A 14168-nucleotide genomic window follows, 5' to 3' on the forward strand; every position below is an offset into this window, starting at 1 on the left:
CGTTTGCGGGGGCGTTCTTTTGCCAAAAAGCGCCAGACGGCGGCCGCTTTTGCTTTGATCTATGCCGGCGGCCACCCGAGCCGGCGCAATTCCCTCACCGTCCGCGACAGCGGCAGGCCGACGACCGTCAAATAGTCGCCTTCGATCCGTTTGACAAACAGGGCAGCGCGGCCTTGGATGCCATACGCCCCCGCCTTGTCCATCGGCTCCCCGGTCGCAATATAGGCGGCGATTTCCTCGTCATCGAGCTCCCAAAACGTCACCGCTGTTTTTTCCGCAAACGAGGTGATGGACCCTTGAGGGAGTGCGATGGCGACACCGGTCCATACGTCATGCGTCCGCCCGGACAACTGACGCAGCATGGCGAATGCTTCTTCTTCCGTGCGCGGCTTCCCTAACAAGCGGCCATCGCACACAACGATCGTATCAGCGCCAAGAACATACGCGTCGGGAAAAGAGGACATCACCGCCTCCACTTTCCGGCGGGCAAGAAGTTGAACCGCTTCATCAGGGGGCGTTCCGGGGGGAATCGTCTCATCGGCATGGCTTTCCTGCACATCAAACGGCCAGCCGGCCAGCTCGAGGATCTGCCTTCGTCGAGGGGAGCGGGATGCAAGCACGAACCGTGGAGGCATCGCTCATTCTCCTTTCGCTCGTTTCGGTTCGGAAGATTCACTTGTATCGTAGCAAATTTTGCGGTGAAAGGCAATTTTCTGTATAGATGCAATTTGAAGCATGAACATTTGCAGATTTTACTAGGCATTTGATCGACTGTCGGGCGACCGAACAACGCCGCTTTCAGACCCATGTATGGGTCTGTGAAGCGGGTGGTTGTTCGGGCTTCCAAGCCACAGGCTTGCCTTCGACAGTCGAAAAATGGACAAACGGCTTTTCCGTCAAGGATATGTGAAACGTTTTCGTTGCCATCTATTCTATATAAGTTGAAATTTTGTTTTACATCCAGCCGATCACTCGCCACGTTATATCATAGTCGACTTGTATGGAGATAAATATAGAAACGAAAAATCGGAAATTCTTTATATATGCAATAGGCAAAAAAAAAACGGGGCTTCTAGCTCCCTAGCGGCACCAATTCGATATAAGCGGCGAGCGCCTCGAGCAGCTGTTGCTGGGCTTTGGCCAACAGCGCTTCATCCCGTCGCTCTTTGTATGCGGCAAGGGCGACATACGCCTGCTTCAGCGCTTCAACATACCGACCGACTGTTTTGTCGCTTGAAGCGTTGCTTTTTTCTAACGCGTCATACGCCTTTTGGAGCGCCTGCCAGTCATCTTCTCCTGCTTTCCTGCCGCCAAGCAAAGCCGCGGAGACCGCTGCCATATTTTCATACAAAACCTCCCCTTTTTGGATGGCCTCCGACCGGCGCGCCGCCGCTTCGGCGGCAAACGACAGCTCTTTGACATACGTGCTTGGCACCCTTTGGCGGTATTGGTCGTTGACCGTCCGCAACGTTTCCTTATCCGCGCCGACGGCGATATAGAGCGCTGCCGGTTTTTGCCCCGCGACGACGACCGGCACGCCTGCTGTTTTGATCGATTCGGACGCCTGCTTGGCCGCCGCCGCATTCGAATAGACGCCAGCTTGAATGACCGCAATGGAAAACGGCGCTCGTACGACGCTTTCTCTTCCTTCTTCGCCCGCCGCTGTTTCAGGCTTTGTCAATTCCGTCATCGCTTCAGATGCCGGCGACGAAGCAGATTTTTCCTTCGGAATGATGCGCAGCACCGTCATGCCAAACGCCATGCCGACCAACGCAGCGACCAACGCGGCGGCGAGCAGCGACTTGGCTTGAGCCGGCAGCCGCCATGTCCGACGTCTGGCGCTTTTCTTTTGTTGCATCGCCTCGGAAACGGAAATGACCCGTTCATCCGCCTCAAGGGCGGCCGCCTCTTCCCAACCCGTCGTTTCAACATCTTCTCGAACTTGCCCATCCTCCGTAAACCACAGGCCTGTTGATGGCTTGCCTGCGGATGGCCCGCCTTCTTGAAACGCGCTCACTTGGCGGCTGTCATCCGCCTCGTTTTCTGCTCGCTGTCCTTTCCCTAGATGGCTGTCCACCGGATATCCATCCGACTCCTCGGACGGCCGTCCTTCCGACGAACGCTCCACGGTAAATGGGCGGGGCTTGCCGTTGATATTCACCATAATGCGCATGCGCTGCTTGTCCATTTGGCCACCGTCCTTCTTCCTGCTTCGATTTCTTTCGCCTATCTTACCACAAACGGAAAAAAAAAGAACAAGACATTTGTCGTCTTGTCCCCGCTTCTGTTCTTCATTTTCCGACATCAACGGTTGCGAATCGCCTCGGTCCCCAGCGCTTCGACAGGAATCGGCTGCTCGCGCCCCTCATAGGTGCAAAGCTGCTTTGTCTCGCCTTTCAAGCAAACGGCGTAATCGATCCCGCCGTCTTCCCGCTTCGTGGCAAGCACGTACGATGGATTTGTTTCCGGCGGCAATACATTTCCGGTAAACGGATCTTCGATTGGATCCAGCAAACCGTTGCCCACCAATTCTCCATACGACAATATGGCAGAAGAACGGGCTGGCAAAAATTCCACTTTCTCGGCGCCGACATACAGCCGCGCCGCTTCATACAAGCCATAAGCATCCGAAACAAACGCCCGCTCGCGCGCCCGATCAATCACCGTCCACATGGCAAGACCGACGATCATCGCCACAATGCCGATGATCACCAACACAGCCAAAAGCTCAATGAGGGTCATCCCCCGCTTCATGCGAATGAGCATATCGGACTTCCACCATCCCCGCTACCGGCCCGAAGACGGCGCCATTTCCACGAGCGGATTGTCTTTGCCGCTTGGCGGAGGGACATCGCGGATGGGAATGAGCTGCTTCCATTTCTCAAGCTGCGGCGCGTAAAAGGCGCGGACATTGATGGAATAGGCGAGCGGTTGCACGTCGACAGCGGTGGACGTCAACTCAGGCGGGCCGGTAAACGTCAATCCTTCCACCGCCAAAATGCGCTCGGAGTGCTCAAGCACCTCTAAAAACCGTTCAAGCTGATAATAGGAGGGAGATTCCACCGTCAATTGGGCGGTAATAGACTGGATGCCGCTTGGAGGAATCAACGCCTTGTCTCCGGACGCCTTGCTTTCCGCTCCATTCGCGTTCCCTTGCGAAGGAGATTCTCCGGTTCCTTGCCCTTCAGCGAAGCTGACGCTCAATAGCCGGCTGTCAGAAATATATTCCGCTTTTTGAAACGTCAGCAACAGTTGGTCGGCGAACGGGCGCACCGGCACTTTCCTCTGCAAAGCCGCCAGGCTCTCTGCCGTTTCTTCTCGATTCCCCGCCGCCTGCTTTTTCATTGCAGCCAACACGTTTTTCTCGCTTTGTACGACCGCCTCGAGCCGATCCATTTGTTCGTAGCGCGGCATGAGCACAAAAACATAGAAAGCGGCAAACAAAAGAGCGGCAAGAAGAAACACCCCGGTAAACACGAGCGGCCATTTTCCAAAACGGCCCATCATTCGTTGTCCCCCTCTTTTCCTGTCGGCTGAAGTTCCAGCTCATATTGCGCGATATACCGCGGCACGATCGTTTCCCCCTCTGCCCCGCCGCTTTCGCCGCTGGCCGAGATGCCGGTCAATTTGACGGCTTTGACCAAATGAACTTCCTCAAGCCGATCTAAATAATAGGCCGCTTCTTCCGCCGCATCAAACTGCACTGTCATCGTCACCGTCTTTTGACCAGCATACGAAAAGTTCATGATAAAGCCGCGCTCCGGCAGTTGTTTGGCCAACGCACGCAACAGCGGCACCGTTTTGAGCGGATAACGGTTCGCCCATTCGACCGCTTTAGCAAGCTCTTGCTCAGCTTGCTGCTGCTCCGTCGTTTTTCCCTTCGCCTCCATCGCCGCCTGCTCAGCGCGCACTTGCCGAAGCTCCCCTTCAAGCACCGCGAGCCGTTGATTCGCACGCTCCATCAGCCAGTAGCCTCCCCCAGCGCCAAGCAGCAGAAGCAAAACGGCGAAGGCCGCCAGCACGGCGCCCGCCGCACGGCGCGGCTCTTTGCGCGGCAGCAAGTTGATGTCAACGATCATGGTCAGCCATTCCTTCTTTCAACGCCAATCCCCAGGCGAGATGATAACGATCCGGCAACGGATCAATCGAGCGAGAAAGCCGCTCCGGCGGCACATCAAGCCGCTCTGACATAACGGCAAACACATCGTCAAGCCGCGGATGGTCGCCGGTGAGGAAGAGGCGCGTAATTTGCTGTTTTCCTTGCTGGATGGAAAACGAATAAAAGCTCATCATCCGCTCGATTTCCTTATACACCTCCGCAAACGGGTCAACGATCGGCATCGTTCGCTCCCCGGGCGCCTCAAGCGGCACATGGCGCATAAACTGCGGCAAATGGCGGTGGAAGACGCTCAAATTGACAGCCGATTCGTCAAACTGGACAAGCAAAATGTGGTCGTCCGCCGCGGCTTGTCCGGCAACAAAAAACGGGCGATAGGCGCAAAGCGGGGACACATCGGCCGCCACCGGGCGCAGGCCTGCGTCTTCCAAGAGCGCCGCATATTCGGCCACCGCCTCTTCCGGCGCGGCAAACAACAGCACGTTCAGCACCTCGTTTGTTCTCTCGGCCACGACGTAGTCAAACACCGGATCGGCGAACGGAAGCGGAATCGATTCACCAAGCTCCATAAACAAATAGCCGCGTATGTCCTCGTCCGACAAATGAGCGGGAAGCGGCAAATGGCGGATCATCACAAACGGATCGGGAACGACAAAGCGGACACGCCGCCCGTCAAGTTTCCATTCGTCAACACATTCGTCCAAAATCATCGCCAACGTTTCCCGATCGGCGATTTTTCCATCGCGAATGATGCCGGGCGGCAAGGCTCGCTCGCCCCATCGCCTCGCCTCGGGCGGCTGTCCCGGCTTTGCTTCCACATAGCGGAGGACATGATCTTTGATGATGATATTCGCCTGTTTCGCCTTTCGCCGCCATAACGCCATCTTCATTCCGCTTCCTTTCTGCCGTCTTTACATAATGAGTGAAATATACGCGCGCACGATCGCTTCTCCGAAGAAAAACGCGGTCAACGCCCCGAGTGCGATCGCCGGCGCAAACGGCATCGGCTTGCCGCGCCGCACGCGGCCCAACGCCATGCCGACAAGCCCGATCACCGTTCCGTACAACGTCGCCAAGAAAAACGCGAGCAACACCATTTTCCAACCGAGCACAAACCCAAGCACGGCAAACAGCTTCACATCGCCGCCCCCCATCCCGCCTTTGGACAAAACGGCGATCAGCCATAAAAGCGAAAATCCGACCGCCGCGCCAAGAAGCATATCGGCCCACGGCAAAAACGGGATCACAAGCCGTTCAACCAAAAACAAACCGGCAAACACCAAAAGCACCCGGTCGGGGATGAGCATGTAGCGAAGGTCGGAGACGACAATGATGGCAAACAAGCTGATCAGCGTCCACGCCACAACGAGCCGCCCGCCCCAGCCGACCCACATCGGCGCGGCCGTAAACAAGGCAGCGGTGGCCAATTCCATCGCCGGGTAAAGGGGGGAGATGCGCCCCCCGCACCCTTTGCACCGCCCGCGCTGCACGACATACGACACAACCGGAATGAGCTCCCCCGCCGATAGCGTCCGTCCGCACGCCGGACAATGCGACCGCGGCCTGATGATTGACTCCCCGACCGGCACCCGCAGCCCGACAACGTTAAAGAACGAGGCGAGGAGGAGGGAGTAGAGGAAAACCAAAGTTAGGGCAATTTGATTCATAGATATTAATTCCTATCAAACGCTTTTTCTATTTTCAGCTATCTTCTTAACTTCCACTCTCACCTGACAGCCCCAACTGCACTGCGTTTAAGATCTTGTTCTTGGACAGCTGCCCCACTATTATGTACCCCCCGTTCATTGTTAATTAATTTGACAAAGTAACTTAGTTTATTATTATCATTTTTGATAAGTACGTAAGAATAATCAGCCTTAGGATCATCACTCAAGCCTGTCTGCATTTGCTGTGCACCTGTACCTGTAGGACCTTTTTTATACGAATTGGTGCCTCCATCCGGGTCTTTTACTGTTTCTAAATATCCCTCATCTTCTAAGTATTTAAGCGTAACAAGTGTATACTTCCCATTCGCCGGTATCAAATCCTTATCCGCCGTCACGGCGATTTTCGCTGCGTTGATCATTTGCTGCGCATTCGAAACGTGCGCGTCTTTTTTCGAATTGTCAATCAACCCCCCGATCGCCGGAATGGCAATCGCCGCGATAATCCCTAAAATGACGATGACGGCGAGCAGTTCGATGAGCGTCAAGCCGCGCTCGTTTTTCAACACCCGTTTGAACATGGTTCACTCTCCCTTTCTTTCATTTTTAGCCTGTTTTCCCTATTATTCTACAACATAGGAAGAAAAATAGGAATATATTCTTATTTTATTGTTGAATATGGTTGAAAATATCATACATCGGCACGATGATCGAAGTGACGATCGTCCCGACGACGCCGGCGAGAAGCACGATCATGAGCGGTTCGATGAGCGATTTCAACCGGTCGGTGGCCGCATCGACTTCCGCTTCGTAAAAATCAGCAACTTTGCCGAGCATGGCGTCAAGCGCACCGGTCTGTTCGCCGATCGTGATCATTTGCGCAACAAGCGGCGGAAACGCCCAATGGCGGCGGAGCGGCTCCGAGAGCGATTGCCCGCGCTCGAGGGAGGTCCGCGCTTCAGCCAGCACAGATGCGATCACTTCATTTTCAACGACGCGCCCAGCGATGGAAAGCGCCTCTAAAATCGGCACCGAGCTTGCAACAAGCGAGCTGAGCGTCCGTGTCAGGCGGGCGAGCGCCGCTTTTTGCACGAGCGTGCCGAACATCGGCATCCGCAGGGCGGCATAATCCAAATAGTACTTCGTTGTCTTTTGCCGCCGAAGAACCACAAACGATGCGTACACGCCGGCAAAAAGCAGGACGACGGCCCACCAATACCGCTGCATCACACTGCTTGCCTTGAGCACAAACTTCGTAATCGCCGGCAGTTCGGCGTGAAACTCGGCGAACATCTCGACGAACGTTGGCACAACGGCGACAAGCAAAAAAATAACGACCGCGGTGGCAATGATGGCAACAGCAATCGGATAGGCGAGCGCCGAGGCGATTTTTTGCCGCGTCCGATGCATTTTTTCAAAATGATCGGCCAAGCGGTCAAGCGTCTCGTCAAGCGTCCCGCTCGCTTCACCGGCGCGCACCATGTTGACAAACAGCGGCGGAAAGATGCGCGGATGATTCGCCGCTGCCGCTGAGAGCGGGTTCCCGCTGCGCAATGACTGTTCGATGTCAAGAAGCGTCTTAGCGAGCGGCTTGCTTTCCGTTTGCTCCGCCAAAATGCGGATCGAATCGACGATCGTCACCCCGGCGCGCACAAGCGTTGCGAACTGGCGCAAAAAGATGACAAAGTGCTGCAGTTTGACGGCGCGGCCAAACGAAATTTCTTTGTTCCATATGGACGGCGGCACTTCGGCAAGCGCCAGCGGGCGAATTCCTTTTTCCCGAAGCTTTGCCGCCGCCTCGCGCCGCGAAACGGCATTGATCACTCCAGCTTTTTTCCGTCCGTTTCGGTCGCGCCCCTCGTACTTAAACTGCGCCATCGTCCCCACGCTCCCCCGCCAAATACACTTCAGCCGCCAGCGGATCGATGCGCCCATCGGCTGCAAGCTCCTTAACGCTCATTTCCATCGTCTGCATGCCGATGCTGCGGCTCGTTTGCATAATGTTGATGATTTGATGTTCTTTTTCGTTTCGGATTAAGTTGGCGACGGCCGCATTGTTCACTAAAATTTCCAGCGCTGCCGTCCGCCCGGTTTTGTGTCTGTTTGGAAACAAGCGCTGAGCGATGATGGCAACGAGCACGGAAGCAAGCTGCAGCCGGATTTGCGCCTGCTGGGCCGGCGGAAAGACGTCAATCATCCGCTCAATCGCCGCCGGCGCGCTCGCCGTATGAAGCGTGCCAAGCACTAAATGGCCCGTTTCCGCGGCGGTGATTGCCGTTTGGATTGTTTCCAAATCGCGCATTTCCCCGACTAAAATGACGTCTGGATCTTGACGAAGCGCAGCGCGCAATCCGGCGGCAAAACTGCCAGTGTCGAATCCCACCTCGCGTTGGTCGATGATCGATTTCCCGTGTTTATGCAAATACTCGATTGGATCTTCCAGCGTGATGATATGTTTCGACATCGTTTTGTTCATATAGTCGATCATCGCCGCCAATGTCGTCGATTTGCCGCTGCCGGTCGGTCCGGTGACAAGCACGAGTCCGTGCGGCTTTTCGGCGATGCGCTTTAAGACATCCGGCAGGCCAAGCTCCTCCAGCGTCGGGATGCGCACCGGGATGAGGCGCACGGCGAGCGACACGCATGACCGCTGTTTAAACACGTTTAAGCGAAAGCGGGAAACGCCGGCAATGCCATACGAAAAATCAAGCTCTCCGGTTTCCTGAAACTGCTGCCAAAGCGGCGCCGGAATGATGGATCGCGCCATTTGCTCTGTTTCCTCCGGGTGCAGGCGCTCATGGCCGTAAGCTCTCAACTCCCCGTTCACGCGAAAAATCGGCGGCGCGCCGACGGTTAAATGCACGTCGGAAGCGCGGCATTCAAAGGCCGCGCGCAATAACGCCTCAAGCTTTTCCTTCATCCATCTCACCCATCAATGCAAAATGGCCACTTTCAGCACTTCTTCAAGCGTGGTCAACCCTTGCTTCACTTTCAACAGCCCATCATCCAGCAAAAAAATCATTTTGTTTTGCAGGGCAAGCTCGCGCAATTTCGAAAACGGCTCGTTGTTTAAAATGACGCGCCGCATCTCATCGGTGACAACAAGCAGCTCGTGAATCGCCAGCCGTCCGCGGTAACCGGTCATGTTGCACATCGGGCAGCCGCGGCCGCGGACAAGTTGATGAACCTCAATGCCGCGGCGGGCGAAAATGTCCCGCTCCCGCTTCGTCGGCTCATACACCTCTTGGCAGTCGCGGCAGACGCGGCGCACAAGCCGCTGCGAGACAACGCCGGCGAGCGATGTGGCCACTAAAAACGGCTCAATCCCCATATCGATCAGGCGGGTGATCGTGCTTAATGCATCGTTCGTATGGAGCGTGCTCAACACTAAATGACCGGTGAGCGAAGCGCGGATCGCCACTTCCGCCGTCTCGCGGTCGCGAATCTCCCCAACCATGATGATGTTCGGGTCTTGACGCAAAATCGAGCGGAGCCCTTGGGCGAACGTCAAGCCGACATTCGGGTTGACTTGAATTTGGTTGACGCCCTCGATCTGATATTCGACTGGATCTTCAATCGTAATAATGTTCACGTGCTCGCTGTTTAAATGGTTGAGCGCCGCATAGAGCGTCGACGATTTCCCCGAACCGGTCGGTCCGGTGATCAAGACGATGCCGTTCGGCCGCTCGATCAAGCGGATGAACCGATCTAAATTGACCGGGTTGAAACCAAGTTTATGAATATCGTTTAACGCTGCGCCCAAATCGAGGACGCGCATGACGATTTTCTCACCGTATACGGTCGGCAGCGTTGAAACGCGCAAATCGACCGGATGAAAATCGATGTCCATTTTGATCCGCCCGTCTTGCGGCACGCGGTGTTCGGTGATGTCCATATTGGCCAAAATTTTAATTCTCGCCGTCAACATGCTTTGCATATGTTTCGGCAGCGCGCGTTCGGTGCGAAGCAGGCCGTCGATCCGATAGCGGATGAGCACTTTCGTCTCCTGTGGATCGATATGAATGTCGCTCGCCCGCTGTTCAACAGCAAGCTGCAAAATTTGGTTCACCAAACGAACGATGGGAGAATCGTCCTCAGCAGCCCGCTCGTCGTCGCGCACCTCAGGCGGCGGCGTTTGCAAAAAATCCTCAAATGCTTCGTCGATGTCGTAATATTTATTGATCGCCCGCAAAATATCGTCTTTTGAAGCGATCGCCGTTTCAATTTGAAACCCGGTCGACAGGCGCAAATCGTCGATGGCAAAAAAGTCCATTGGATCGGCCATGGCAACGAGCAGCCGATCGCCTTCCACCTTGAGCGGCATAACCATATGGCGGCGGGCAAACTCTTTCGGCACGAGGTTTGTCGCTTTCGGATCGATCGGGTACCGGTACAAACTGACGTGCGGAATGCCGAGCTGAAACTCGAGCGCCTCAATCAGCTGCTGTTCCGTGATGTAGCCGCGCTGCAACAAGGCGTCGCCGAGCTTTTGCCCGGGCGCCTTCTCGCGCAGCGCCTCGGCCAGCTGGCTTTCGGTGATCAATCCCGCTTCGACAAGCAAATCACCAAGCCGTTTCCGTTCCTGCTTTTTGCTCATTTTTCCTCCCCTCCGCCCGCATCCGTCTTCTCTTCACTGCCAGCGGCGGGGGCCGATTCCCCGTTGCTCGCCTCATCGCCTTTCTTTGACGCGGTCCCGCTCTCTATATTCCCGCCGCTGTTTTTCGCAGTCGAATTCGGTTGGTTCGCCGCTCCGTTGTTTTCCGTCACCCCATTCGCCGGCTCCATCGTTCCGCCTTCTCCGTCGCCGCTTTGCCCAACATTGCTTTCCGGCACTTCAAGGCCGCGCACGTGAATCGTATACGTTGGCGGATAAAAATCTTCGCTCACCGTTTCTTTGCGCACGAGCCGAGCGCCGTCGCGCACTTCGCGTTCCACCGTCACAACCAGCCCCGGCCGCCCGATCTGTTCCGTCCTCTTCTCGTCCGGCGCCAGGCGCGCGTCATAGCGGACGATGACACGCGGTTCGATAGACTCCGCCTCGCCTAGGCGAATGATATATTGATAGGCAAACGGCAACCCGATAATGGCAACACGCACCTTTCGTCCATCATGCCGGAGAAGAAGCGTGTAGTCGGTCGTGTTTGGGTTGAACCATTCCAAATCGCGGCCGCCGCTAATGGGCGCCTCAAAACCGGGCGTCACTCCATCCGGCAACATACGGCTCGTATAGCGCTCCACGACAGTGAAATTGGTCGCCAGCACCGCCCGGTACACCGCTGAAGCGATCGCATCGGCCGCTTCATCGGACAAATCGGCCTTCACCTTTTTCATATAATCGCCAAACGAAAACAGCTGTTTCGCTTTGATCACCGCGCGCCGCTCGCCAGACAGCCAGCGGACGGCCGAAGAGTCAGGCGCCGATGCGGCCGCTTCGCTGACGACCGGTTGCCGGCCGTTTGCAAACGATATGTAGCGAGCCAAGTCGATCGGAGATGATGGCTTTTGCAGCTGAGCCGCCTGTCCCTCTAAATCCGCCCCAAGCTTCTTGATGTCAAGCGCCGATAACGCCGCCGGCGGAACGATGGCTGCCGCCGCTTGGAGGCATTTTTCTAAATCAGCGATCACAAACAGCGGCGTGCGCCTCCCGTCGACAAACCGCTTCGTGCTCTCGGCAAGACGGAACGCAAACGCGTCCGCCGGCAGGTCAATGCGCTTTTCTTGGTACTGCAAAGAAATGGAAGCGGTCGCCCGCCACTCATTCACCCGCTCGACAACCGCCTGTCGGGCTCTTTCGGGCGTCATGCCGGAGAGTGACACCGGACCGACCGCCGTGCCCGGGCCAAGGCGGCCGTCATCCGGGGCCAAAACATCATGGGCGAAGGTGCCCAGATGCGAAAAAGCGATAAAATAAACGGTGCAAACAGCCATGACAACAAACAATTTCCACGCGGCAGCCTTTTTCACCGCCGACCCTCCTCCATTACGCCTCCACATTCATCGAGACATCGACGATGACGCTTGGCCCCGCCTCTTGCGCCTTGCGCACATCCTCTTCGCCAAGCAGAGTGCCCGCTTTAAACATCAGGCGGCCGTCTGCATCATAAATATCTTTTGTCAGCCGCTTTCCAGCTAACAGCGCAACTTGTTTTTCCCTCAGCGACTGCAGCGCTTCAACATTTTCCGCGCTTTCGGCCATCGCCTCCATTTGCGCGGAAACGTCCTCTTCCGCCATGCCGCCGGTTGGCTCGATGCTCTCTGCCTTCAACAACTGCGCCGGATCATCAAGAAGCGACTCGTTCGCTCCGTCGTTGATGATCAAAATATCTTTGCCGTACGTCAACACTTCTGAGGCCGGCAGCACCGCTTCCCCTTTCTCGAGCTGAAGAGCGATGCCGACAATATCCCCTGACTCTTCATCGACGAAAAACTCGCGGGCTTCGCCGAGCAGCTGCCCTTTTCGCGTGATGGCTTTCGTATTTTTAATCCGGATTTGCTTATTGACGAGCTGATTGGCGATCGGAATTTCCGAGAGGTCAATTACATCGTGCCCTTGCTCTACCGTCACGGCAAACTCGCCGATGCCGACGACTTTTTTAAACGGAATGGCCTTTAAACTGAGTTGCACATCGTCTTGTTCCACAGTCAAAAAATCGATCGATCCTTTGTCCGGGTTGATCACCAAACTTTTCACCGTGCCGATTTGTGCACCGTCAGCAATGCTGATGATCGGCAGCCCAATGATTTGCGCGCTAGCTTTCATCTTGTTCACCCCAACTGTTTAGTGTTGCGGCAAACTGCCGCCAAAGCGCCAACTCTTCGGCCACAGCCGGATAGGCGCGAAAACGGTCAGCGAGCTCCTCGAGCCACGCTGCGAGCTTGCCGTACTGTTGTTCTACCACATAATGTTCCATTAACAAACGGGCCAATACGTAATAGTCGCGGTCAGAAAGCGGAGCGTCCAAACAGCGGCGGAGGCAGCGCTCGTAATCGGCGGCGCCCAAACGACGGCGGTTGAGGCGCAATTCAAGAACGACCGCCTGCACGACTTCCGGACCGATCATTCGCGCTGGCCGTTCGCTCTCTTCCTCCCGCCGGCTTTCCGTTTGCCCATCTTCTTCCGGCTCGCGGCGCTCGGTTGATTGTTCGCCTTCCGACCAGCCATGCTCCGCTCGTTGCCCTTCCTGCCTGTCAGGCTCTGCTTTCATCGCGTCCTCCTGACGGGGCGGTTCGGCAGCCTCGTCCGCTTCCGGCAGCGAACAGTCGACAATACCCGGCATTGCTTCTTCCAAAAGCGCCCCTTCACGCGGCATTGCCTGGCCGGAAGGCAGCCCGTTTTCTGCAGCAGAAACGCCCGCCGAGCTAGAAGACATGAACGCGGAAAGTTGCCCATCCTCTTCTTCATGGCTGAGATCAAGCGCCTGCAACAGGCCGCGGCCGTCGGCGGCCGCTCCCGCCTGCAGCACCGCCGCTTCGATGTCTGGCGTCATCGAGACCGGCAGCTCATCGAGCCAATCGCGCAGACGGCGCGCCGGCCCAACATTCAGCCCGCCACCGTCACCCGTCATGGCGGTCGGCTCTACTCCATCCAAATCCAAGGCGGACAACTTCTCCAGCTCCACACGATCCGAATCCAACGGGAAAAACTCCTCTTGCTCGGCATCGTCTCGGTCCACGGAGCGCATTTTTTGCTCCGCATCGGCCGAATCCAACGAAAGCAGCTCCTCCGGCTCGGTTTGATCCGCTCCGGGATCGGAAGCGGCTTCCTCTATGCCATCCATCGATCGAAGCAAGAAAGCAGTCTGTTCTTCCCAGGGCTCCTCGCTGGATTTCGGTGCCCGCTCCGTCTCTCCCGAAGCTGCTTCCGACGCTGCAGGCGACGCTCCTGAAGCGGTGTTACCGGTTTCCTGCACGTGCGATCGCAACGCCTCCCCACCCGAGTCAACGCCTTGAAATTCCCTCGAAGCGCCGTTTTGTCCAAAAGCTGCCGGCCAGGCCGAATCGACTAGATTTTCCGTTGCATTCTGGACCATCGTCCCGTACCTATCGCCCGCTGCCGTCCGATCGCCACTCCCTTTCCATCCTCCCTTTCTCCGTTCCCCAGCTTCCTCCGTCTCCACCGACCGGTAAAGAAGCGGACCGAACCAACGATCAAGCAAATACGAGCCCGCCAACAGCAAAAGCCCGACGAGCAGGGCGATTTGCCATAACGGAATCACCGATTCGGCCAACTGCGCCAGCCCCGCAGCCAAAAAGGCAGCCGCCACCACCGCCGCGCCCCCGGCCCGGCTGAATCCAAGCGGCAGCAGCCAAACAGCCAACAGCGCCACTATGAATGCAACAACGTAAACAACCGCCTCTTTCCACATGCCTACCCGTTCCTTCCCGGC

At 56.4% G+C, this 14168-nt stretch carries 14 protein-coding genes; all 14 read right to left on the reverse strand.

All coding sequences use genetic code 11. The features are described from left to right. Positions 1-59: 59 nt before the first annotated feature. The 14 genes from GT3570_RS12830 to GT3570_RS12895 all read right to left on the reverse strand — a co-directional run bounded on the left by GT3570_RS12830 (position 60) and on the right by GT3570_RS12895 (position 14147). Positions 60-635: a Maf family protein gene (locus tag GT3570_RS12830; protein ID WP_015375502.1), complete on the reverse strand. Its 576-nt coding sequence runs from the start codon at positions 633-635 to the stop codon at positions 60-62. A 437-nt stretch (positions 636-1072) separates the two neighbouring features. Next, the gene (locus GT3570_RS12835) at positions 1073-2188 is read right to left on the reverse strand and encodes a hypothetical protein (RefSeq protein WP_062898837.1); all 1116 of its coding nucleotides are present in this window, start codon (positions 2186-2188) and stop codon (positions 1073-1075) included. A gap of 116 nt (positions 2189-2304) precedes the next feature. After that, positions 2305-2766 carry a type II secretion system protein gene (locus tag GT3570_RS12840; protein ID WP_011232097.1) on the reverse strand — a complete coding sequence of 154 codons (462 nt, stop codon included), beginning with the start codon at positions 2764-2766 and terminating at the stop codon, positions 2305-2307. 21 nt (positions 2767-2787) lie between these two features. Further along, entirely contained in the window at positions 2788-3507 is a 720-nt protein-coding gene (locus GT3570_RS12845; RefSeq protein WP_014196429.1) for a hypothetical protein, read from the reverse strand. Continuing rightward, positions 3504-4079: a fimbrial protein gene (locus tag GT3570_RS12850; protein ID WP_023633736.1), complete on the reverse strand. Its 576-nt coding sequence runs from the start codon at positions 4077-4079 to the stop codon at positions 3504-3506. The genes GT3570_RS12845 and GT3570_RS12850 overlap by 4 nt, the downstream gene beginning before the upstream one ends. Continuing rightward, on the reverse strand, positions 4069-5007 hold the full coding sequence (gene pilM, locus GT3570_RS12855; RefSeq protein WP_014196431.1) for a type IV pilus biogenesis protein PilM: 939 nt from the start codon (positions 5005-5007) through the stop codon (positions 4069-4071). Before pilM ends, GT3570_RS12850 begins: the two co-directional genes overlap by 11 nt. A 21-nt stretch (positions 5008-5028) precedes the next feature. Next, positions 5029-5784: a prepilin peptidase gene (locus GT3570_RS12860; protein ID WP_062898838.1), complete on the reverse strand. Its 756-nt coding sequence runs from the start codon at positions 5782-5784 to the stop codon at positions 5029-5031. 59 nt (positions 5785-5843) lie between these two features. Beyond that, on the reverse strand, positions 5844-6362 hold the full coding sequence (locus GT3570_RS12865; RefSeq protein ID WP_062898839.1) for a prepilin-type N-terminal cleavage/methylation domain-containing protein: 519 nt from the start codon (positions 6360-6362) through the stop codon (positions 5844-5846). 85 nt (positions 6363-6447) lie between these two features. Continuing rightward, positions 6448-7659, reverse strand: coding sequence for a type II secretion system F family protein (locus GT3570_RS12870; protein ID WP_062898840.1), 1212 nt, complete (start codon positions 7657-7659; stop codon positions 6448-6450). Then, positions 7646-8701 carry a type IV pilus twitching motility protein PilT gene (locus tag GT3570_RS12875; protein WP_023633504.1) on the reverse strand — a complete coding sequence of 352 codons (1056 nt, stop codon included), beginning with the start codon at positions 8699-8701 and terminating at the stop codon, positions 7646-7648. Before GT3570_RS12875 ends, GT3570_RS12870 begins: the two co-directional genes overlap by 14 nt. A gap of 12 nt (positions 8702-8713) precedes the next feature. After that, positions 8714-10378 carry a GspE/PulE family protein gene (locus tag GT3570_RS12880; RefSeq protein WP_023633503.1) on the reverse strand — a complete coding sequence of 555 codons (1665 nt, stop codon included), beginning with the start codon at positions 10376-10378 and terminating at the stop codon, positions 8714-8716. Further along, the gene (locus GT3570_RS12885; RefSeq protein WP_062898841.1) at positions 10375-11745 is read right to left on the reverse strand and encodes a G5 domain-containing protein; all 1371 of its coding nucleotides are present in this window, start codon (positions 11743-11745) and stop codon (positions 10375-10377) included. Before GT3570_RS12885 ends, GT3570_RS12880 begins: the two co-directional genes overlap by 4 nt. A gap of 16 nt (positions 11746-11761) precedes the next feature. Then, the gene (locus GT3570_RS12890; protein WP_062898842.1) at positions 11762-12541 is read right to left on the reverse strand and encodes a PRC-barrel domain-containing protein; all 780 of its coding nucleotides are present in this window, start codon (positions 12539-12541) and stop codon (positions 11762-11764) included. Next, on the reverse strand, positions 12531-14147 hold the full coding sequence (locus GT3570_RS12895) for a hypothetical protein (RefSeq protein ID WP_062898843.1): 1617 nt from the start codon (positions 14145-14147) through the stop codon (positions 12531-12533). Before GT3570_RS12895 ends, GT3570_RS12890 begins: the two co-directional genes overlap by 11 nt. Positions 14148-14168 lie beyond the last annotated feature (21 nt).

It is taken from the genome of Geobacillus thermoleovorans (assembly GCF_001610955.1).
GTDB lineage: Bacteria > Bacillota > Bacilli > Bacillales > Anoxybacillaceae > Geobacillus > Geobacillus thermoleovorans.